The 21,957-nt window shown below is 70.2% G+C and carries 18 protein-coding genes; 7 read left to right on the top strand and 11 right to left on the bottom strand.

The features are described from left to right. Nucleotides 1-36: 36 nt before the first annotated feature. Genes FKR81_RS03305 through FKR81_RS03275 form a run of 7 tightly spaced genes read right to left on the bottom strand, consistent with a single transcriptional unit; the run spans nucleotide 37 to nucleotide 8,007 of the window. Nucleotides 37-1,113, bottom strand: a complete 1,077-nt coding sequence (locus tag FKR81_RS03305) for a class I tRNA ligase family protein (RefSeq protein ID WP_146349392.1) — start codon at nucleotides 1,111-1,113, stop codon at nucleotides 37-39. Continuing rightward, nucleotides 1,059-2,180, bottom strand: coding sequence for a M20 family metallopeptidase (locus FKR81_RS03300; protein ID WP_146349391.1), 1,122 nt, complete (start codon nucleotides 2,178-2,180; stop codon nucleotides 1,059-1,061). The genes FKR81_RS03305 and FKR81_RS03300 overlap by 55 nt, the downstream gene beginning before the upstream one ends. Next, nucleotides 2,177-3,130, bottom strand: coding sequence for a transketolase family protein (locus FKR81_RS03295; RefSeq protein WP_146349390.1), 954 nt, complete (start codon nucleotides 3,128-3,130; stop codon nucleotides 2,177-2,179). Before FKR81_RS03295 ends, FKR81_RS03300 begins: the two co-directional genes overlap by 4 nt. Next, complete coding sequence (locus tag FKR81_RS03290) at nucleotides 3,130-4,278, bottom strand: iron-containing alcohol dehydrogenase (protein WP_186762733.1); 1,149 nt, start codon at nucleotides 4,276-4,278, stop codon at nucleotides 3,130-3,132. Before FKR81_RS03290 ends, FKR81_RS03295 begins: the two co-directional genes overlap by 1 nt. Continuing rightward, nucleotides 4,275-5,603, bottom strand: a complete 1,329-nt coding sequence (locus tag FKR81_RS03285; RefSeq protein WP_146349388.1) for a DegT/DnrJ/EryC1/StrS family aminotransferase — start codon at nucleotides 5,601-5,603, stop codon at nucleotides 4,275-4,277. Before FKR81_RS03285 ends, FKR81_RS03290 begins: the two co-directional genes overlap by 4 nt. Continuing rightward, entirely contained in the window at nucleotides 5,600-6,766 is a 1,167-nt protein-coding gene (locus FKR81_RS03280; protein ID WP_146349387.1) for a M24 family metallopeptidase, read from the bottom strand. The genes FKR81_RS03285 and FKR81_RS03280 overlap by 4 nt, the downstream gene beginning before the upstream one ends. A 14-nt stretch (nucleotides 6,767-6,780) precedes the next feature. Beyond that, nucleotides 6,781-8,007 (bottom strand): aldehyde dehydrogenase family protein, encoded by a 1,227-nt coding sequence (locus FKR81_RS03275; protein WP_186762732.1) that lies wholly within the window; start codon nucleotides 8,005-8,007, stop codon nucleotides 6,781-6,783. Nucleotides 8,008-8,158: 151 nt separating this feature from the next. On the opposite strand from FKR81_RS03275, the gene FKR81_RS03270 reads away from it, so the two are divergent. Continuing rightward, nucleotides 8,159-13,186, top strand: a complete 5,028-nt coding sequence (locus FKR81_RS03270) for a non-ribosomal peptide synthetase (RefSeq protein WP_146349385.1) — start codon at nucleotides 8,159-8,161, stop codon at nucleotides 13,184-13,186. Nucleotides 13,187-13,207: 21 nt separating this feature from the next. On the opposite strand, the gene FKR81_RS03265 is transcribed toward FKR81_RS03270, so the two are convergent. Then, nucleotides 13,208-13,945, bottom strand: coding sequence for a thioesterase II family protein (locus FKR81_RS03265; RefSeq protein WP_146349384.1), 738 nt, complete (start codon nucleotides 13,943-13,945; stop codon nucleotides 13,208-13,210). 65 nt (nucleotides 13,946-14,010) lie between these two features. Here FKR81_RS03265 and FKR81_RS03260 point away from each other — a divergent pair, with 65 nt between their 5' ends. Continuing rightward, a complete protein-coding gene (locus FKR81_RS03260; protein ID WP_146349383.1) occupies nucleotides 14,011-15,186 on the top strand; it encodes a condensation domain-containing protein in 1,176 nt (391 codons plus the stop codon). Beyond that, nucleotides 15,183-16,226, top strand: coding sequence for a 3-deoxy-7-phosphoheptulonate synthase (gene aroF / locus FKR81_RS03255; RefSeq protein WP_146349382.1), 1,044 nt, complete (start codon nucleotides 15,183-15,185; stop codon nucleotides 16,224-16,226). The genes FKR81_RS03260 and aroF overlap by 4 nt, the downstream gene beginning before the upstream one ends. On the opposite strand, the gene FKR81_RS03250 is transcribed toward aroF, so the two are convergent. The 3 genes from FKR81_RS03250 to FKR81_RS03240 all read right to left on the bottom strand — a co-directional run bounded on the left by FKR81_RS03250 (nucleotide 16,204) and on the right by FKR81_RS03240 (nucleotide 18,919). Then, a complete protein-coding gene (locus FKR81_RS03250) occupies nucleotides 16,204-16,848 on the bottom strand; it encodes a response regulator (RefSeq protein WP_146349381.1) in 645 nt (214 codons plus the stop codon). The genes aroF and FKR81_RS03250 overlap by 23 nt on opposite strands. Beyond that, on the bottom strand, nucleotides 16,845-17,759 hold the full coding sequence (locus FKR81_RS03245) for a sensor histidine kinase (protein WP_146349380.1): 915 nt from the start codon (nucleotides 17,757-17,759) through the stop codon (nucleotides 16,845-16,847). Before FKR81_RS03245 ends, FKR81_RS03250 begins: the two co-directional genes overlap by 4 nt. A 248-nt stretch (nucleotides 17,760-18,007) precedes the next feature. Further along, nucleotides 18,008-18,919, bottom strand: coding sequence for a UbiA family prenyltransferase (locus FKR81_RS03240; protein ID WP_146349379.1), 912 nt, complete (start codon nucleotides 18,917-18,919; stop codon nucleotides 18,008-18,010). A gap of 263 nt (nucleotides 18,920-19,182) precedes the next feature. On the opposite strand from FKR81_RS03240, the gene FKR81_RS03235 reads away from it, so the two are divergent. The 4 genes from FKR81_RS03235 (at nucleotide 19,183) to FKR81_RS03225 (ending at nucleotide 21,946) form a co-directional block, all read left to right on the top strand. After that, nucleotides 19,183-19,971, top strand: coding sequence for an AfsR/SARP family transcriptional regulator (locus FKR81_RS03235; protein ID WP_186762731.1), 789 nt, complete (start codon nucleotides 19,183-19,185; stop codon nucleotides 19,969-19,971). A 19-nt stretch (nucleotides 19,972-19,990) separates the two neighbouring features. Further along, nucleotides 19,991-20,134 (top strand): hypothetical protein, encoded by a 144-nt coding sequence (locus FKR81_RS43270; RefSeq protein WP_186762730.1) that lies wholly within the window; start codon nucleotides 19,991-19,993, stop codon nucleotides 20,132-20,134. A 63-nt stretch (nucleotides 20,135-20,197) separates the two neighbouring features. Further along, nucleotides 20,198-20,839, top strand: a complete 642-nt coding sequence (locus FKR81_RS03230; RefSeq protein WP_146349377.1) for a DUF3267 domain-containing protein — start codon at nucleotides 20,198-20,200, stop codon at nucleotides 20,837-20,839. Between the two features lie 87 nt (nucleotides 20,840-20,926). Further along, entirely contained in the window at nucleotides 20,927-21,946 is a 1,020-nt protein-coding gene (locus FKR81_RS03225; protein ID WP_146349376.1) for a phosphotransferase enzyme family protein, read from the top strand. Nucleotides 21,947-21,957 lie beyond the last annotated feature (11 nt).

The following is a 21,957-nucleotide window of genomic DNA, read 5'->3' as shown; positions in this document are numbered from 1 at the left end:
TGGCTGCGAACCTAGGCGTGCGGAGTTAGGGACCGGTTACGGCACAACGACTTCGGCTGGCAGCTGGGTACCGAACAGCACGTGCGCGCCGATCTGCGCGGATGCCCGGTCCCGCGTCGTCCGCAACGTCTTGAAGGCGGCGGCGAAGTCGCCGTCCGCCAGCTCTCGCAACAGCTTCCGGTCCGCGTCACCCGGTTCCCTCGCAGCCAGGTTCCTGGTGATGGACTCGACCTGCTGCGGGTTGTGGACGGGTATGTCGGTGACGACGCCGGGTGTGGCGCTCGTACCGAGTTCCGCCAGTGCCGCGCGCGCCCACAGGAGGTCCTTCGCGACGGCGTCGGCGGTCGCGATCACGGTGGCGTCCGGGTCGGCGAGCAGCGTGTTCAGCAGGTCTTCGTTCGGGTGGTGCCTGCCGATTCCGGGCAGCGAGATCGGCTCGGCGTGGCCCGCCGCGCACAGCTCGTCGAGGTACCGCTGCGCGGCCTCGTCGTGCGGTTGCCCGGTGCGCAGCGAGACGCCCTGTTTGATCACCGGTGGCGCAGGCCACGTCGCGGGGTCGGCCGTCGGTGGCTGGTCCGCCAGGGCGAACCGCACCGGCAGGCCGACCTCGCGGGCGAACTCGAGGTCGACCTCCGAGTGGGCCGGGTTCACGACGACCGCGCCGGTGCCGAAGTCCGGTTTCACCCAGTCCGTCGTCCACACCGGCAGGAGATCGCCGGTCAGCGGATGGCGGGCGAACCGTCCCGTGAACCCGTCGCCCGCCAGCTCGTGTCCGGGGTGGACGGCGATGGCGCACGCCCCGGGCAGCGGCGACCAGTCGGTGATGAAGGTGTCGACCGCGCCGCCGCCGACGAGCGGGAAGTGGATGATGGCGCCGGGGATGCGGCGGATCGCCTTGCGGTGCTTGGCGTCCACCCTCTCGCCCCACGACGGGCCCGCCATTGCTCGTTCGATCGCCCGCCAGCCCGGCGTCACGTCGGCGGGAGCGCGCGGCGGCTCCTTCGGTCCCGATGCGCGGAACAACGCCTCGCGACGCCGGTGCGCGTCGGCGAGTGCGCTCATCCGGCTCCGGTGCGCGTCGTCGGACGGTGCGCCGACGGTGATGACAGCCATTGCTCTCCCTCCAAGCGTTCCAGCATCGCCGCGAGCCACGCTCCGCGCCTCGGGATGTCGCTGAGCACCACGTGTTCGTCCACGCTGTGCGCGCCACCCCCGGCAGCGCCGAGCCCGTCGATCGTCGGCACGCCCGCGGCCGCGGTGACGTTGCCGTCGCTCACGCCGCCGACCGCCATCTCGGTGATCGGCCAGTCCGCGCAGGAGTCCGCCAGCTCGACCAGCGCCGCGACCACGGGGCCGCGTTCCATCGGCGCCTTGTGCACGCCACCGCTGATGGTCAGCGATGCCCGCGGGTCAACCGCACGCAGCCGCCGCACCGCGCGGTCCACCTCCGCGCCTTCCTCCGCCGTCCAGAACCGGCTCTCGAACAGCGCGGTGGCCCGTTCCGCCACGACGTTGCGCCCGGTGCCGCCGGTGATCCTGCCGACGTTCACGGTCGTCTCGCCGTCGGTCAGCGCGGCGATCTCGGTGACCTGGTGCGCCAGCTCGACCACGGCGTTCACGCCCGCGGCGAAGTCGAGTCCCGGATGGGTGGCGCGGCCGGCCACCTCCAGCGTGTACATGCCGATGCCCTTGCGCCGCGTCTTGAGCGCTCCGCCGGGACCGCACGGCTCCAGCACCATGGCGCACCTGCTCCGCTCGGCCTCCCGCATGATCAAGTCTTGCGAGCCTGGACTGCCCAGCTCCTCGTCGGCGTTGAGCAGCACGGTCACGTCCGGCTGGTCGAGCGCGGCCAGCGCGGTGACGATCTGCACCAGCCCGGCCTTCATGTCGAAGCAGCCGGGACCGGTGGCGACGTCACCGTCCACTGTGAACGGACGTTCTGCCAGCGTGCCCTTGGGCCACACGGTGTCGACGTGCCCGAGCAGCAGCGCGGGTGCGCGCTGGGCGCCGAACCGCGCGATCAGGACGGGTGTCCCGGTCGTGCCGGTGACGCGCTCGACGCGGCCGCCCGCCTGCCGCAGGAGGTCGCCGAGCACGTCCTGCACGGCGAGGCAACCGAAGTGGTCGTCGGACGGCGACTCGAGCTCCACCAGGCGCCGCAACAGGTCCGTGGTCGTCATCGCAGCCTCCCGATGATCCCGTCGTACACGTCCGACGCACCGAGCCCGTGCAGGTCGAGGATCTGCTCGTAGTCGTCGCTGCGCGTGCAGAACACGTCCGGCACGCCGAACCGCAGCACCGGCGCGGGCGCGTGCTCGAGCACCACGCCGGCGACCGCGCTGCCGAGACCGCCCAGCGCGTTGTGGTCCTCGTAGGTGACGACCAGGCCGGTCTCCCGCGCGGCGGCGATGATCGCGGCCGTGTCGAGCGGCTTGATCGTGTGCATGTTCACCACGCGGCAGGAGATCCCGCGTTCCGCCAGCCGGTCCGCGACCTCCAGCGCGCGCGGCACGATCAGGCAGCCGGTCGCGATGATCGTGACGTCCGAGCCTTCGCGCAGGGTCACCGCCTCACCGATGCGGAAGTCGTACTCCTCGCGGTGGACCATCGGCGTGTCGCCGCGGCTGGCCCGCAGGTACACCGGGCCGTTGATGTCGGCGGCGGCCTTGGTCGCGAGGAACGCTTCGTAGGCGTCCGCGGGCGACAGCACGGTGAACCCCGGCAACGCCCTGGTCACCGCGATGTCCTCGGTGCTGTGGTGGGTCGGCCCGGCGAAGCCACCGGAGAGTCCGGTGTAGTAGCCGACGACCTTGACTCCTGCCTTCGGGTACGACAGGTCGACCCGCAGCTGCTCGCACGCGCGCATGGTGGCGAACACGGCGAACGTGTTGACGTACGGGATGCGCCCGGACTGCGCGAGCCCGGCGGCGACGCCCATGAGGTTGGCCTCGGCGATGCCGATCTGCCGGTAGCGGTCGGGGAACTCCGTCCCGAACGGCACCGACGGCAGCGCGAGGTCGTTCTCCAGCGAGAGGATCCGGTCGTCGGAGCGAGCCAGCTCGAGCTGGGCGACGCGGCAGGTGGTGCGGCTCGACGTGCCGTGCTCGGCGACCCAGGTGTCCAGTGTCATCACGACCTCGCAAGTGCGGTGTGCAGGATGCGGCGGGTGTCGTCCACCGTGACCGGCACGGGGTTGAGCCCGAGGTGGAAGCCGTCGGACTGGACCTTGTCCACGAGTGCGGGCACGTCGTTCTCCGTCACGCCGATCGCGGGCAGGGTCGGGATGGGGCAGTCGGCGACCAGCGAGCGGACGACCTCGATGCCCGCCCGGCCCAGCGCGATCGCGTCGTCCGTCGCGGACCGCACGCCGAGTGCGCGCGCCACGACGGCGAAGCGGTCCGGCATGTGCGGCAGGTTGTGCTCCATGGCGTCGGCGAGGAACAGTGCGACGCCCACGCCGTGGTGCACGTCGAAGAGCGCGTTGACGGCGTGGGCGAACGCGTGGTCCGCGGCGCCGCCGCCCTTCATCGAGATGCCCGCGGCCAGCGCGCCGGTCATCATCTGGTCGCGTGCGCGCAAGTCGTCCCCGCGCGCCACCGCGTCGGGCAGCCAGCGGCGGATCAGCGCGATCGCGTGCACCGCCATGGCGTCGGCGAGCGGCTGGCGTTCGCTGGAGGTGTAGGCGCCGATCGCGTGTGCCAGCGCGTCGATCCCGGAGGCCGCCGTCGGCCCCGCGGGCAACGTCAGCGTCAGCTCGGGGTCGCACAGCGCGACCTGCGCGGGCACGGCGACGACGTGCATCTTGAACATCCGGCTGCTGTCGGTGATGATCGCGCCCGCGACGACCTCGCTGCCGGTTCCCGCCGTCGTGGGCACCTGCACCAGCGGCGGAGGCGTCCCGGTCACGGCACGCGCACCGTCCTCGTAGGACGTGATGCGGCCACCGTCGGCGATGATCACGGCCGCGGACTTGGCCACGTCGAGCGAGCTTCCGCCGCCGACGCCGAGAATGCCGTCGCACCCGACGGACTGGTACAGGTAGGCCGCCGCGGCGACGTGCTGTTCGGTCGGGTTCGTGCGGAGGTCGGAGAAGACCGTGAACGCGATGCCCGCGTCCTTGACCGACTTCAGCACCGGGTCGATCACGCCCGCGTCCAGCACGCCCTGGTCCGTCACCACCAGCACGTGGCGGACACCGAGATCGCGCAGCGCGGCACCGGCCCGCGTCGCCGAGCCGGGTCCGTAGTGGACCTGCGGCACGAGGTGGAAGAAGTTCACCACAACCTGCTTTCCCGCTGCCACGGCTCGACGTAGTCGATCGTCGACGCGTACTCGCGCAGCTCGTCGATGTTCGAAAGGACCTTGGTGAACGCGTCGCGGTAGCGCTCGACGGAGTCCGGGTCGCGCAACGACGCCATGCACAGTCGTTTGCCGACCACGAGCGAGGACCGGATGACCTCCAAGGTCTCCGGGTAGTCCTCGACGCGGTAGGTGTGGTCACGGGTCGTCTTGCCGCACGTCCACGGACAACCCTGCCCGTAGCCGGTCTTCTGCTGGAACAGCGTCTGTCCCGGCAGCGGCCGGTTCTGGTACTCGGTGACCGGGACGCCCTCGGCCAGCAACGCGTCGTGGACGGCCTGGCGGAACACGCCGTTCGGCAGGCCGGCGACCGCTCCGTCCAGCAGCACGCGGAAGTGGTGGTAGACGTGCGTGCGGTCGTCGGGCACGTGCGGTGGCGCCACACCGGGCACGTCGGCCAGCGCCTTGGTCAGCGCCCGCGCGCCCTCTTGAACCTCGGCCGTGTAGCCGTCGAGCCGGTCGATCTGCGTGCACGTGAACGCGGCGACGATCGAGCTGAGCCGGTAGTTCCAGCCCATCGTGTGCGCGTTGTAGTCGCGGCTGCCGTCGGCGCCGATCCTCTCGCCGAACATCTTCACCGCGTCCGCGCGGTTGCGCAGGTGCGCCGACGACGTCGTGAGCAGACCGCCTTCCCCCGCGGTGGCGAGGTTCTTGCCGGCCATCACGCTGAACGCCGCCAGGTCGCCGAGCGATCCGGTGCGGCGGCCGCGGTAGGTGGCGGCGTGCGCCTGCGCGGCGTCCTCGATCACGACGAGGTCGTGCTCGCGGGCGAACCGCACGATCGGGTCCATGTCGGCGGGCAGGCCGTGCAGGTGCACCGCGATGATCGCCTTCGTGCGGTCGGTGAGCTTCTCCCCCAGCTTCGCCGGGTCGATCGTGAACGTGCGGGGGTCGATGTCCACGAACACCGGGATGCCCTGGTGGTGCAGCACGCACGACGCGGAGGCGAGGAAGCTCAACGAGGGCACGAGCACCTCGTCGCCCGGTCCGACGCCCGCGGCGGCCACGGCCGCGTGCAGCGCCGCAGTTCCGCTGTTCACCGCGATGCAGTGATCCGCGCCGACGTAGTCCGCCCATCTCCGTTCCAGCGCGGGCACCCTGGTGTCGTTGAGCCAGCTCAGCTGTCCACTGAGGAGCGTGTCGGTGACCGCCTCGACGTCGCTCGGCTCGACCATCGGCCAGCGGCTCTCGTCGACGCCGTCCGGCACGGCCTGCCGGCCACCGAGCACGGCGAGCGCGCTCACGACAGCACCTGCAGCTCGCGCGGCACCCTCTTGTCCGTCAGCACCTCGCAGCCGTTCTCGGTGACGACCACGGTCTCGCTGAACCCGACGTGGCCGTTCAACTCGGGCACGATCAGCGACGGCACCAGGTGGAAGACCATGTTGGGCCGCAACACCGTGTCGTCGCCGGGGTGCAGGTTCATGATGTGGCTCTCGTTCCAGCCGGGCGGGTAGCACACGCCGATCGAGTAGCCGGTCTCGTGCGTGTGGTCGCCGAAGCCGTGCGCGCCAATGGCCTTGCGAGCAGCCGCGTCCACCTCTCCGGAGGTGGCGCCGGGCCGGATCGTGGCGATCGCGGTCTCCAGCGCGTCGACCACCGCGGTGGCGCGGCCCGTCACCGACTGCGGCGGCGTGCCGAGGAACGCGGTGCGCATCATGGCCGCGCTGTACCGCTTGACGCAGCCGGAGAACTCGAGGAACACGATGTCGCCGTCCCGCAGCTCACGACCCTCCCAGGTGCCGTGCGGCAGTCCGGAGCGCTCGCCGCTGATCACGTACGGCGGGCTGCCCGGATACTCGCTGCCGTGCCGCAGCGTCGCGGCGTAGACGGCCGCGGCGACGTCGTTCTCCGTCTTGCCGGGACGCGCTTCGGCGAGCGCGTCGACCATGCCCGCCATCGTGGCGGTGGCCGCGCGGCGGATGAAGCCCAGCTCGGCGTCGGACTTGACCAGCCGGGCGGACTCGACGAGCCCGGTCCCGTCGACCCACCGCACGTCGCCGAGCGACTCGACGAGCCTGCGGTAGGTGCGGATCGGGAAGAAGTAGCCGCCCTCCTCGATGGAGAGCGTCCTGCCCGCGACGCCGAGGCCGCGCACGGTGTCGACGGTAACCGCGATCGGGTCGTCGGTGACCGTGTAGTCGACGTGCCTGTCCAACCAGGACAAGCGTTCGACGTTGATGCGCTCCTCGCGGTAGGTGAGCAGCAGCGGCTCGTCGTCGATCGGCACCATCAGCACCTGGTACATGTAGTACCCGAGCGTGGTGTAGCCGGTCAGGTAGTAGATGTTCTCCGGAACGCTGACCAGGGCGATGTCGACACCCCGCTCGGCCATTCCCTTGCGCACGGTGTCCAGCCGTTCCCGGTACTCGTCCACGGTGAACGCCAGGTTGTCGTTGTCGCGCATGCCAGCCTTCCCTGTCAGATCCTGCTGAACTCAAGAAAGTTGTGTCGCGGTCCGTCGCGCCGGACGAACTGCTCGTCCTGCCACTCCCACACCCAGCCCGACCGCCTGCGCCCGCCGTAGGGCGCGAGCGGGTGCCTGCGCCGCTGCGACAGCCAGGTCTGTTCGGCGAACACCTGGCCGTGGCTGTGCACCAGCCGTTCCGCGACGCCTTCGACGCGGCCGAACGTCGTCGCGGACAGCCCGTACGGCGAGTCCTCGGCGAGCTCCAGCGCCTCGTGGATCGACGCCGCGCGCTGGATCGCGATGACCGGGCCGAACGTCTCCTCGCGCATCAACGTCATCCGGTGGTCGGTGCCCGCGACGACGATCGGCGGCACGAGGACGCGTTCCTCGCCGTTGACGGTCATCGGGCGGGCCATCCCGGTGTTGAGCACCACGGCGCCCTTGCTGATGGCGTCGCGCACCTGTGCGTCGAGACGGTGTGCGACAACGGGAGCCAGCGGCCCGATCTGGGTCTGCGGGTCGTCGGGATCGCCGACGTTCAGCTCCCGCACCAGGTCGATGACGCGTTCCACGAAGTCGTCGTAGGCGGCGGGCACGACGTAGAAGCGCTCCGGCGAGGTGCACGCCTGTCCGGCGTTGAACATGCCCGCCTCGACCGCGGCGCGCGCGGCCTCGTCGACGAGTGCCGGGCACAGCACGAGGAACGGGTCCTTGCCCGGTCCCTCGAAGACGAACTTCGTCCCCGTCGTGCGGGCCACCATCTCGTAGTCCGCGGCCCAGCTGTCGTCGCCGAACACCATGATCGCGTCCACGTCGGGCTGACGCATGGCGTGGTCGATGAACCCGCTGCCGCCGAAGTCGACGAACTCGGCGGCCTCGCCGACGAGCGCGCTGAGCACGGCCGCCCATTCACGCCGTTGCCGCGGCATCCGCACCAGCGTCTTGTTGCCCGCCAGGTGCGAGGCCGCGATGGTGGCGAGCGGATTGCTCAGAATCGCGTTGCCGGGCAACGCGAGCGCGACCCTGCCGAGCGGCCTGCGCCCGGCCAGCCGCGGTGTCACCGTCGCGAACGCCTCCAGCCTGCTCGCCGCCAGCGCCAGGTCCGCGCGGATCACCTGCCGCGGGAAGGGAAGCAGTCGCACGGCGGCGTCCTCCAGATCAGCCGCCCGGTCCAGCACCCGTTGGCAGATCGTGGAAATGACGTCCAAGCGAGAGGCCGTGTCCAGTGTCGGGCTCACGACCACCACCTCCTCGTCCCTCGGCTCGTAGCCGGACCGTAGGAGCTCGCAGTTAGCCAGGGGTTATGGGCCTGAGGCGTAACCCGGTGCTAACTGGCCGGATCTACGTTGCGCCGTCACTGGTATCCGTGTGCGGAAAGGTGGACATGTCGTGCCGGAACGACAGCTGTACTTCCACGAGCTCGTAGAGCAGGCGGCCCGCCGTGATCCCCGCGCGGTCGCCGTCGAACAGAACACCGGCCACGACAAGGCCGCGATCGACTTCGCCCACCTCGACGGGTTCGCGAACCGGCTCGCGCAGCACCTGCGCGCGCTCGGTGTGACCGCGGGCTCCCGAGTCGGACTGTGCCTGGAGCGCGGCACCGCGAGCCTGGTCGCCCAGCTCGCGATCTTCAAACTCGGCGCCGCCGTCGTGCTGCTCGATCCCGAGTACCCGGAGGCGCGGCTGGCGTTCATGCTGGACAACGCCGAAGCCGTCGCGCTGGTGACCAGGGAGGAACTGCTCAACAGGATCAGCCTGGACCGCGAGTTCCCGGTCGTGCTGACCGAGAGCGACGAGTGGCGCAACGCCCCCGAGGTGAACCCCGGCGCCGATGTCGACGACGACACGGTGTGCCACGTCGCCTACACCTCCGGCTCCACCGGCGTCCCGAAGGCCGTACTGCTGCGACACGGTCCACTGAGGACGCTCATCGGCACGCTCGTCGACCAGTGCGGCATCACCGATCGCACGCGCGGCACGTGGCTCTCCTCCCCCGGTGCCGGACTGGTCGAGGTCGACTGCTTCCCCGTGCTCGCCGCCGGCGGCACGGTGTGCATCCCCGCGTCCGACATCGCCGCGAAGGCCGACGCGCTGCAGCAGTGGCTCGTCGCCGAGGAGGTGACGCACGCGCTGCTGCTCACCGCGACCGCGGAACGCACCTGGACGCTGGACTGGCCCGCGGAGACCGAGCTGCGCAACGTCCGCATCGCGGGTGAGCGGCTGCGCTCGTGGCCGCCGGACCACCTGCCGTTCGAGGTCGTCAACGTCTACGGCTCGTCCGAGGCGACGGTCGTGACGACGTGCAACCTGTCCGCCATCGGCCGCACGCTCACCGCCGACGAACGCGCGCACCGGGCCCCTCCCGTCGGTCTGCCGGTGCCCGGCGTGCGGGTCCACGTGCTGGACGACGAGTTCCACCCCGTGCCCACCGGCACGCCCGGTGAGCTGTTCGTGTCCGGCGCCAGCCTGTCGCAGGGCTACCTCAACCGGCCCGACGCCAACGACGAGAAGTTCCTGTCGAACCCTTTGGACGACGACCCGAACCCGGTGCTCTACCGCACCGGTGACGTCGCGCGCCGCTGGCCGGACGGGATCATCGAGGTCGTCGGCCGCACCGACAACGAGGTGAAGATCCGCGGCTACCGCGTGCACCTCGGCGAGATCGAGTCCGTGCTCTCCCAGCAACCCGGTGTGCGGCAGTCCGCCGTGACGGCGTACGAGCACGTCGAGGGCGAGCGCAAGCTCGTCGGCTACGTCGAGCCGGACCGCACCGCGCCGCCGCTGCTCGCCGCGGTGCGCAAGGCGTTGCGCCAGCAGCTGCCGCACTACATGGTGCCCGCGGTGCTGGTCGTCGTCGACGACATGCCGATCTCGGCCAACGGCAAGATCGACCGCGCCGCGCTACCGCCGCCTCCGCGCACGCGCCCCGAGCTGGACGTCGAGCTGGTCGAGCCGCGTGACGACCTCGAACGCGCGCTCGCCGCGGTGTGGGGTGACGTGCTGGCGATGGACGAGGTCGGTGTGCTGGACAACTTCTTCGACCTCGGCGGCGACTCGCTGAACGCGATCAGGCTGCTCAGCCGGATCACCGACGAGCTGCACGTCGAGCTCGGCCTGACCGATCTCGTGCAGGCGCCGAGCATCGCGCAGGTGGCGCGCAAGGTCGAGACGCTGCGCGCGCAGGGCATCGCGCCCGAGGAGTTCCCCACCGTGCGGGCCGACGAGTCCGCTCGGTACGAGCCGTTCCCGCTCACCGAGACCCAGCAGGCGCTGTGGATCGGCCGCGGCAGCGCGGTCGACTTCGGCAACGTCGGCTGCCACGGCTACTTCGAGTGGGAACGCGACGGGCTCGACGTCGACCGGTTCCGCGCAGCGTGGCGGAAGCTGGTGCGCCGCCACGACATGCTGCGCGCGGTCGTGCTGCCCGACGGCACGCAGCGGGTGCTGCCCGAAACCGACGGCGAGGACATCCGCGTCGCCGACCTGCGTGATCTGCCCGCGGACGAGGCCGAGGCGCACGCGCTCGCGACCCGCGAGGAGATGTCACACCAGGTGCTCGACTCCGACCGCTGGCCGCTCTACGACATCCGGCTCACCCTGCTGGACGACGAGAAGGTCCGCCTGCACGTCGGCATCGACCTGCTGATCATGGATGCCTGGAGCGCGTTCCAGGTGCTCTTCCCTGACCTGATCGAACTCTACGAGAACCCGCCCGCCGAGGCGAGTACCCCAGCCGAGGCGGCATCCAACTCCGATGAACTACCGCCGTTGGACATCACGTTCCGCGACTACGTGCTGCAGTCCAAGGCGGCGCTGGAAAACTCCGACGCCTACCGCAGGTCGCGCGAGTACTGGGTGTCGCGGGTGCCGAACCTGCCCGCCGCGCCGGACCTGCCGATGGTGACCAACCCGCGGGGCGAGGTGAAGTTCGACCGGCGCGCGCACGACGTGCTGCCGGACGAGTGGGACCGCTTGAAGGAGCGCGCGAAGAAGGCGGGCGTGACGCCGTCGGGCATCCTCGTCGCGGCGTTCGCCGAGGTGCTGCGGACGTGGTGCAAGAACGACCGCTTCACCATCAACTTCCCCATCTTCGACCGGCTGCCGATGCACGCGGAGATCGACCGGTTGCTCGGCGACTTCACCAACACGCTGCTCGTCGCGGTCGAGAAGACCGACGGCACGTTCGCCGAGCGGGCGCGCGACATCCAGGAGCAGATGTGGAGCGACCTGGAGCACCGGCACTTCAACGGGGTGCAGGTGCTGCGGGAACTGGTGCGGCAGCGGCAGTTCGCCGGGCTGCGGCCGGCCATGCCGATCGTGGTGACGAGCCTGCTGGGCCACCCACCGCGACGCCAGGTGTCCGCGCTGGGCAGGGAGACCTACGGCATCTCGCAGACCCCGCAGGTGCTGCTGGACTTCCAGATCCGCGAGATCGACGGAATCCTGCACCTCAAGTGGGACTTCCTGGACGCGATGTTCCCGCCCGGCCTGATCGACGCGATGTTCGCCGCGTACGTGCGGCTGATCGAGCGGCTGATCCACGACGAGGCGCAGTGGCACGTCGAGCAGCCGGAGCTCGTGCCGGGTGCGGACCTCGCCGTGCGGGCCCATGTGAACCGGACCGCCGCCGAGGTGCCATCCGTGCTGTTGCACGAGTTGCTGCCCTCGTCCGGCGGGCCTGCGGTGATCGCCGCGGATCGCACGCTGACGTTCCCCGAGCTGCGCGGGTGCGCCACCCGGATCGGCCGCGGCCTGCGGGAGGCGGGTGCACGGCCGAACGAGCTGGTCGCGATCGTCATGGAGAAGGGGTGGGAGCAGTACGCAGCGGTGTACGGCGTGCTCACCTCCGGCGCGGCCTACCTGCCGATCGACCCGGCCGTGCCCGACGAGCGGCTGCGCTTCCTGCTGCGTGACGGCGACGTCCGGTTCGTCCTGACACAGCGGGGTTTGCGCGAGTTCCCGCAGGACGTCCGGACGTTCACCGTCGACGACTTCACCGGCTTCCCGGAGGAGGAGCTGGAGAGCGTCCAGTCCCCCACCGATCTCGCGTACGTCATCTACACCTCCGGCTCGACCGGCAGGCCCAAGGGCGTGATGGTCGACCACCGCGGTGTGGTGAACATGCTGTCCGACATCAACTCCCGGCTCGGGGTCGGGCCGGACGACCGCGCGTTCGCCATCTCCGGGCTGCACTTCGACCTGTCCGTGTACGACCTGTTCGGCGTTCTCGCCGCCGGTGGCTGCGCCGTGGTGCCGGAGTCGAGCGAACGGCCCGATCCCGCGCGCTGGCTGGAGCTGGTGCGCGGCACCGGTGTCACCTTCTGGAACTCGGTGCCCGCGCTGGTCGAGTTGCTCGTCGACGACGCCTCCCCCGGAGACCTGGACTCGCTGCGCACGGTCGTGATGGCGGGCGACTGGATCCCGTTGACGCTGCCGGACCGGCTGCGCGCGCTGGCGCCGGACGTCCGGGTGATCGGCTCCGGCGGGCCGACCGAGACGATCTGCTGGTCGGTGATCAATCCGATCGGCGAGATCTCGCCGGAGTGGACGTCGATCCCGTACGGCAGGCCGATGACCAACCACCGCTACCACGTGCTCGACCAGCGCTGGCAGGACCGTCCGACCTGGGTGCCGGGCCAGATCGTGGTCGGCAGCGACGTCGGTCTCGCGCACGGCTACTGGCACGACGACGAGCGGACCAGGGAGAAGTTCTTCCGGCTGCCGTCGACGGGCGAGCGGGTGTACGCGACCGGCGACCTCGGGCGCTACCTGCCGGACGGCTCGATCGAGATCCTCGGTCGCGACGACTTCCAGGTCCAGGTCAACGGGCACCGCATCGAGCTCGGTGAGATCGAGGCGTGCGCGGAACGCCACCCGGACGTGCAGTCCTGCGTCGTGGTCGCGCCCGAGTCCGCGAGCGGGGCGAGGCGGCTGGTGTGCTTCGTCGTCGGGTCGCCGGAGATCGAGGAGTTCCTGCGGTCGCAGCTGCCCGGCTACATGGTGCCGGCGGACGTCCGCGCGCTGGACGCGTTCCCGTTGACCGGCAACGGAAAGGTCGACCGGCTCGCGCTCACCTCGCGCGCCGCGCAGGTGGCCGTGTCCGAGACCGCGGTGGCGTGCGGGCCGCTGGAGGCACTGGTGACCGGGGTGTGCGCCGAGGTGCTGGAGCTGCCCGCGGTCGGCGTGCGGGACAACTTCTTCCAGCTCGGCGGCGATTCGCTGACCGGGACGCGGTTCGCGAACAAGCTCAACGAGACGTTCGACGTGGCGTTGTCCGTGCGGGACGTGTTCACCACGCCCACCTGCGCGCAGCTCGCCGAGGAGCTGGCGCGGGACCCGCGGATCGTGGACTTCGCCGAGGCCGTCGCGGATCTGGTGGACGAGGAGTTCGAAGGCGTTCCCGTCGCCGGGAACTGACCCCTGCCGGGAAGGCGGTCCTCACACGTCGGTGAGGACCGCCTTCGCGACTTCGGAGCGGGCGTCGTCCAGGTAGAAGTGGCCGCCGTCGAAGAGCCGCAGCCGGAACGCGCCCGAGGTGTGCTCGGCCCAGCTCGCCACGGTCGCCGGTGGCACCTCCTCGTCGGCGCGCCCGCCGTACGCGGCGATGTCGCACGGCAGCCGCGGTTCGGGGTGGTGGCGGTAGGTCTCGACGACCTCGAAGTCCGCCCGCAGCGTGGGCAGGAACATCCGCAGCAGCTCGGGGTCCGCGAGCAGCTCGTCCGGCGTGCCCGCGTACCCGCGCAGCCGTCGCACCAGCCGGTCCTCCGGCAGGTCGTGCACGAATTCGTACCCCGGCGGGTACGGCACGTGCGGCGCGGGCCTGCCGGACACGACCAGCTTGTCCGGCAGCCTGGCTCCGGTGCGGCGCAGGTGCCTGGCCAGCTCGAACGCCACCAGCGCGCCCATGCTGTGCCCGAAGAACGCGAGCCTTCGCGCGCCGACGTCCAGGCACGGCGCCAGCTCGTCCGCGAGCGCGGGCACGAGCTCACCGAGCTTCCGGTGCGGTTCCTCGGCGATCCGAGCCTCGCGGCCGGGCAGCCGCACGATCGTCAGCTCGACCTCCGGCGCCAGCAGCGGCGCGAACGCGCGGTACGCGGCCGCGCCGGAGCCCGCGTTGGGGAAGCACACGAGCCGCACCGGCGCGTCCGGATTCTCCTTCGGTGTCAACAGGTTCATCGTGCGGGTGTAGCGCGGCGCGGTTACGTAACCGGTGACGAACCGCGTTCGGTGACCCTGGTGGCGTGACTTCGTCCGACGAACGACGCGAGCTGCTCGCGCTGCTGACGGCGCGCAAGCCGACGACGCCGGGACAGCTGCGCTTCTGGCGGCTGAACCAGGCCGACCCCGCGGACCCGGCGTACAGCTGGCCGTGGGCGTTGCGGCTGCCCTCGCCCGTGGACCTGACTCGGCTGCGCCGCGCGGTGCACGAGGTGCTCGACCGGCACGACGTGCTGACCTCGGCGTTCGGCTGGGACGACGGCGCGTTGTGGCACGAGTCCTGTGGTCACACCGAGCTGCGCGTCGTCGACACGGACGTCCAGACGGCGCTGCGCGAGGACAACCTGCGGCCGTTCCGACTCGATGAGGAGCCGCCGATCAGGGTGGGCCTCGTGGACGACGTGCTGCTGGTGAACATCCACAACATCGCCAACGACGGCTGGTCGATGCGCGTGTTCGTCGACGAGCTGACCCGCGCGTACCGGGGCGAAGCGCTGCCGGAGGCGCCGCTGCAGTACCACCAGCACGCGGCGCGTCTGGGCAGGTGGCTCGGCTCACGCCAGGCCGAGCAGCAGATCGCGTACTGGCGGCGCAGGCTCGACGGGCTCGAACCCCGCAGCGGCAGGTCGTGTCAGTCCACTGTGGAGCGGGTGCGGATCCCTCAGGAGACAGCGGATCTCGTGCGCTCACTGGGACGACGGTTCCGCGCCACGCCGTTCATGACGTTGTTCGCCCTCTTCGCCCGCCTGCACGGCACGCGGACCGGCCGGGACGACGTCGCCATCGGCACATCGGTCTCCGGCCGCTCCCCCGACGTGGAGCGCACCATCGGCTACTTCGTCAACCGGATCGTGCTGCGCATGAACACCAGCGGCACGGTCGAGGACCTGGTCCGCCGCGCCCGCACGACCGCGCTGGAGGCGTTCGCGCACAGCCAGGTGCCGTTCGAGCACCTCGTCGAACGCCTGTACCCCACCGAGTACCTGGCGGCCGCACCGCTGGTCGACGTCATGTTCGTGCTCGACTCGGGCACCGGCCCGGTGGTCGAGCCGGAGTACCGCACCTCGAAGTTCACCTTGGTCGTGAACGTCCAGCCGGACGCAGGCGGCGGCCTGGTGATCGAGGCGCACCACCCGGCCGGCGCCGAGCACGGCGTGCTGCAGGACTACGCCCGTCTACTGAAGGGTTTGACCACATGATCGTCATCATGCTGAGCGAGGCGTGCGCGCCCGTCGACCGGCGCCGGATCATCGACCTCGTGCAGTTCGCGGGCACCGGCCTGCGCGTGCACACCCCGGCACTGCTGTCGTTGTCCGGCAACCGCGACGAGATCGCCGCGCTGCTGGCCGACGAGCCGTGCGTGCTGGACGTCGCCAAGCTCCCGGCCGCGTACCCCCGTTCCGCCCGCCTCGCGGGCCGCCCCGCCGTCACGCCGGTGCCTCTAGGGTCCGCCGAGATCGGTGGCCCGTCCTTCACCGTGATCGCGGGCCCGTGTTCGGTGGAGAACCGCAGCCAGCTGCTCACGATCGCCTCCGCGGTGCGCGCATCGGGAGCGGATGCGTTGCGGGCAGGCGCTTTCAAGCCGCGCACCTCGCCGTACTCGTTCCACGGCCTCGGCGTGCCGGGCCTGCGGCTGATCGCCGAGGCCCGCGAGCTCACCGGCCTGCCGGTGGTGACCGAGGTCGTCGACGTCCGCGACCTGGACGTGGTGGCCGAGTCCGTCGACATGATCCAGATCGGCGCGCGCAACATGCAGAACTACACGCTGCTGCGCGAGGCCGGCCGGACACGGGTGCCGGTCCTGCTCAAGCGCGGTCTGGCGGCGACGGTCGACGAGCTGCTGCTCGCGTCCGAGTACCTGCTGGACGGCGGGAACACGCAGGTGGTGCTGTGCGAGCGCGGTATCCGCACGTTCGAGACCAGCTACCGCTTCACGCTGGACCTCGCCGCTGTCACCGTGCTGAAGGAACGCACGCACCTGCCGGTGATCGTCGACCCGAGCCACGCGGCGGGTGCGCGCGGACGCGTCGTGCCGCTGGCGCTGGCCGCGGCCGCCGTCGGCGCGGACGGGATCATCGTGGAGAGCCACCACGATCCCGCTTCGGCGTTGTGCGACGGGGCTCAGGCGTTGCCCGTCGAGGAGCTGCCCGACCTGATGCGACGGCTCGAGCACGCGTGCGCGGCGGCGGGCCGCACCACGCGGACCGGCGCACCGCTCACTGCGACTCCAGGCCGCTGATCAGGTTGGCCGCGGCGGCCTTCTTGATGGCGTCGACCCGCGAGACGGCGTCGAGCTTGCCGTAGATGTTGGTGAGGTGGCGCTTCACCGTGCCCTCGCTGATGAACAGCGCGGCCGCGATCTGCGCGTTGCTCATCGCCTTGGCCACCAGCCGCAGCACGTCGAGCTCGCGGGCCGACAGCGGGTTCTCCTGCGCCTCAGGGGGTTCCAGCGCGTCCATGGTCTCGCGCGGGATGGACAGCACCACGTTCTCCCGGTTGCGGCTCACCGAGCGGACCGCCGCGACGAGCTGGTCCCGTGCGATGTTCTTGACCAGGTAGGCCGCGGCGCCGCTCTGCAGCAGGTCGCGCACCATTCCCGCGCCCTCGTGCATGGTCAGGACGATCACGTTGATGTCCGGATGTCCCGCACGCAGCGACTGGATCACCGCTTTCGCGCCGGGGCCGGGCATCTCCACGTCGAGCAGCAAGACATCAGGGTGGTGATGGTCGACGAGCGCGATCGCCTCGTCGCCGCTGGCGCCCTCACCGACCACCTCGAAGTCCGGGTCGGTGGACAGCAGCTCGCGCAGGCCCTCGCGGAACAGGGTGTGGTCGTCCGCCAGGACGATGCGCACCTTCATTCCGCGTCCAGCCAGGGCAGTGAGACCGTGACCGTGGTGCCCGCACCGGGTGCGCTGGCCACGACGAGCGTGCCGCCGAGCAGTTCCACCCGTTCCCGCATGGAATCAAGGCCCATGCCCTCCGCCCGGTCCACGCCGTCCACGTCGAACCCGCACCCGTCGTCCCGCACGCCGGCCCGCACCGATGTGTCGCCCACCTCGATCTCGACGTCGACGCGTTGCGGCGCCGCGTGCAGCAACGCGTTGCGGGCCGCCTCGCGCAGCACGAGGTACAGCTCCTCGACGACCTCGGCGGGCAGTCGCAGCACGGTGCCGTGCACGAGGACGGTGTGCACCATGCCGAACGGCGCGTGCGCGTCGAGGTAGTTCGACAGCGCGACCTCCAGGCCGCCTGCCTCCACCGCGGACTCGCGCAGCTCGGTGGCGAGGTGGCGGATGACGTCGAACGCGTCGTTCAGCACCTCCTGGGCGGCCTTGAGCTTCGCGCGCGCCCGGTCCGGGTCGTCCAGCACGTACACGTCGTGCAGCTGCAGGTGCTGCAGCGCGTTGCCGACGGCGTGCGCGACGCGGTCGTGCAGTTCGCGGGCGATGCGGTGGCGCTCGTCCTCGTGCGAGCTGTTGACCTTCTTCAGCAGGTAGCTCGCGTACGACACCGAGCCCTGCGCGATGCGCGACATGATCGACCGGTGCAGTGCCGTGCCCGCCGCGAGCAGCTCCGTCTCGTCGTGGCCGCCCGCGCGCAGCTCGTCGATCACGACGGGCAGCGCGACCTCGAACAACGCGGTGGCGGCGCGGACCGATTCGATGGGGTGAATGGCGTGCAGCGCCCGGTTGACGCCGATCTCCCGCATCAGCACGGGCTGCGGCGCGACGGGACGTCTGGTGACGGCGGCTTCCACGTCGGCGAGCACCGTCGCGGCCTGGCGGACCAACTGCTCGCGGACATCGGACAGGACAATGAGCGGACTGCGTTCCCGGTGAAGGCGAGCGGTAAAGGCTTCAACTACTTCTTGATGCACTTCAGCGCGAAACCCCCGACGCTGTTCCTCTAATCGACCGTCCGTCACCGCCGGACCTCCCCCAGACAATCCGTGGCCGCCCCACCACTCTGCGTGACACCGTCATCGTGCGACGCCCGTCACACTAACATCGGAGATTGCTATTTCAAGATCATGGACATCAGCAGCACCAGATGAGCGGCGTACTGGGTAATCATGAAGACGCGGTACGGACGCCGGCGGGAGAAGCGATCCCCCTGACTCACCGCGCTGGTCACCACGATCGCGAGCACGATCGAACCCGCGCACACCACGAACCCGGCCTGCGCGAGCGACGGCATCCACAGCAGACTCGCGAGGAGAAATCCCCACCCGACCAGACTCGCGCCAATCGCCATCGCGGCACGTGCGGCCCGATCGCCGAGCACCACGGGCAACGTGCGACGTCCGGCAATTTGATCCCCGGCCGTATCGGAAAGATCCTTGGTGGCGCCGCCGAACCCCATCCAGAGCGACATCGCCGCTCCGAACAGCACCAACGGCGCGTCGACGTGACCAGCTCCCGCGGCATACCACCCGGCGAGATAGGTTAGGCAACCCAAAGCGACAACCGCGCCGAAAAAACCCGGCACATTTCCCTTGAGCGGACGCGGTCCCATCGAGTACGCGTATCCCACCGCGAGCAAGGCCAGGACCAGCGCGCACACCACCGGAGAGATGAGCGCCGCTGAGCCGATTGCGAGCACGCAGAGCGCGCTCGCAACGGCCTTCGCGGAACGCAGCGGCAGAACACCCTGTGCAATGGGACGGGCGGAGCCGTTTTCGCGATCCTCGACGATGTCCGCGATGCCGTTGATGACGTACACCGCCCACATGGCCGCGATCCAGCACGCCATTACCGCGATCACGCGCGGCCAAACTACTCCATCAGTGTGATAATCGGCGAGCAGTGCGCCGCAGATGAACCTCAGCGTGAAGATGCCCTGCACCGCGGGCCGCGCTTCGAGCCAACTCAGCCAGATATGCTTGGCCGCGACCCGGTCTGCCACCCGAATTTCGTGTTCCACTAGCATGTGGACCCCTCTGGTTCGGCTCGGCCGGGGTAACGGCGCCGCCTCTCGCAGCCTATCCAAATGAACTGGTCAGGCAACCCGGGACGTATTCGACAAATACTGTTGCGACCTAGGTCGTAGTGCTGCTACGACCTTCCGCACATCATCAGCCTTCCAGTGGAACCCCACTTGAGCAGCAGTGACGCACGCCATAACGTCGAGGAAAACATCAGCTCGGCAGGAAAGGCGTCGCCACAATGCTGCAGAAAACGACAGGCCCCGCCGTGGCAGCACGATTCTTCGGCGATTTCTCGGTGCACGTGGGCGGACGCCCCGTCGAGCGCTGGCGGGCGGGCAAGGCCCGGAGCCTGTTCCAGTACCTGCTGGTCAACCGGGGTCGCGTGGTGCCGAGGGACAAGCTGTACCAGGTGTTGTGGCCGACGCAGGAATGGTCACCGACCGGCAGCTCCCTCAAGGTGGCCATGCACGGCGTGCGCCAGGTCCTGCAGTCGTTGCCGCCCGATTCAGCGCACCCCGCGGTGGAAATCGTGAACCGCGATCACGGCTACCTGCTGAAAGCGCACGACGTGTGGCTCGACCTCGACGACTTCTCGTCCGCGATAGACACGGCACGAGCCGCCGAAGTCGCGGGCGACCACCCGAACGCGCACCGCCACTACACCCGTGCGGTCGAGCTGTACTGCGGCGACTTCCTGGCCGTCGAGTCCGCCGACTGGATCGACGAGCAGCGCGCGTGCAGCAAGGCACTCGTCCTGCAGGCGCTGAACTACCTGCGCGCGGACGCGTTGCGCCGCGGCGATCACCTGGCGGCCGTGCGGCTGTGCCAGCAGCTGCTCGCGGTGGACCCGTACCAGGAGGAGCTGTACCAGACGCTGATGCTCGTGCACGGCAAGCAGGGACAGCTGGGCCAGGTGCGGCTCTGGTACGACATCTGCCTGCGCCGCCTGCACGACGAGCTCGACGTCGAGCCGACCGACACGACCTACCGCATCTTCGCGCGCGCCGTCCGCGGCGAGCTGCGCGACCGCGCGCGACTCAACCTGGTGGCATGAAACGAGGAGGATGATGACGATGAACACGGAGCCCGTGCAACCGGACACCGCCGAGCTGACCATCCCGCACCAGATGACCGACCTCGAGGGCTGGGCGCTGTCGGGTCACCTGCTCGGCGCGGAGACCGAGGCCGATCCGCACATCCTGCGCGGCATCGAGTAGTTCCATCTCAGTGGGGTTCAAGTCGCGGACGACTTGAACCCCGTTCTCGTGCTGGGGATCGTCATGATCGGTGCGCTAGCCTTCGGCATGCTGGCTCGTCGATCCCTCCCCGGTGATTTCGTGCTCGGCGGGACGCTGCACCTCCGGGGCGACCGCAAACTGTGGCTCAAGATCTCCCTGCTGTCGCTGCCGTGGGGAGTCGTGTCGGTCGCCGGTATCGCGCTGCTCGCCTCGCTCGTTCGCCCGCAGGGCTGGGTGTTCGACGTCGAGCACGTGTCGGCCCCGGTGATCATCGGGATCCTCGTCGGCGGGCTGATCGTCACGTACGTGCTCACGATCGTCGTGCACGAGGCCGTGCACGGAGTGCTGCTGTGGCTGTTCACCAGGACGCGTCCGGTGTTCGGGTTCAAGGGCTGGTACGCGTACACCGACGCGCCGGGCTGGTACCTGCCGCGCTGGCCGATGATCGCGGTGCTCGCGGCGCCGATGACGGTCCTGCCGGTGCTCGGCCTGCCGGTACTCGCTTTCGCGCCGGCCGGGCTGTCCTCGTTCGTCCTCCTCGGTCTGATCATGAACTCGGTCGCCGCCGTCGGCGACGTGTACATGATCGGTATCGCGCTGCGGGTTCGCGGACCGGTCTACTTCGGCGACGCACCGGAAGCCGCGCCGGGCGAGGCAGGCAGCTGGTACGTACTGGCCCCGTGAAAGTCGGCCCTGAACAGCTCGATCGTCCTATGTGGACAAAGAGCTCAAGTGAGTTGTCGCTGCCGCGGTGTCGTGGGACAGTGCGCCGTGCTGTCACACCGGGAGCAGGTGAACCAGGCTCGGCGGATCGCGGTGCGCGCGCTGACCGAGTATCCGCTGACCGATCCGACGTTGCGGTTCGTCGCACACGGTGAGAACACGACGTTCCAGGTTCGTGCGCGGACCGACGGGGGCGCGGTCGAACGGTTCCTGCTGCGCGTGCACCGGCCGATGCGCCACGGGCGGTTCATCGACTCCACCGCCGCCATCGCCTCCGAGCTGCGCTGGTCGATGGCGTTGCGGGCGCAGGCAGACCTGTTGACACCCCAGCCTCTGCCCACCCGCGAGGGTGAGCTGACCACCACGACCTCGGCTCCCGGTGCACCGCAGCCGCGCACCTGCTCGGTCCTGCGCTGGATGGACGGCCGCAGACACACCCGCTCACCCCGGCCGGTGCACCTGCACCGGCTGGGCGCTGCCATGGCCCGGCTGCACAACCACGCCGACACCTGGCCGCACCCCGCGGGCTTCGTCCGGACCCGGTGGGACTGGGAGACCTTCTTCGGCGACACCATGCAGTACGGCGGGATCAACGCCGCCCAGGTCTGGGACCTGCTGCCGGACGATCTCCGCCGAGCCTTCGACCGGGTCGCCGCGGCAGCGCGGCGAGCCATGACGCAGCTGGGCGAAGGTCCCGAGACCTTCGGCCTCATCCACGCCGATCTGCACCTGGACAACGCGCTGTTCGCGGGCGACGTGGTCAAGCTGATCGACTTCGACGACTGCGGGATCGGCCACCGCATCTACGACGTCGCCGTGGCGCTGTGGGAGCTGCGTCATCGCGGCGACTACCCGGCACTGCGGACCGCGCTGATCGACGGCTACACCGCGCACCGGCCACTGCCGCAGGCCCACCTCGACCACCTGGACATGTTCATCGCCATCCGCGAGGTCGCGTTCGGACTGTGGTTCGTCGGCACCGCGCAGACCAACCCCGTCTTCCAGGACAAGCTCCCCCGCGAGCTCGGCGCCATCAGAAGGTCGTTGGAGACTCTGCAGTCGCTCTGACCAGTCGGGCC

Source organism: Lentzea tibetensis (assembly GCF_007845675.1).
GTDB lineage: Bacteria > Actinomycetota > Actinomycetes > Mycobacteriales > Pseudonocardiaceae > Lentzea > Lentzea tibetensis.
Note: the sequence above shows the minus strand (reverse complement) of the source record. Positions and strands in the feature narration are given on the sequence as shown.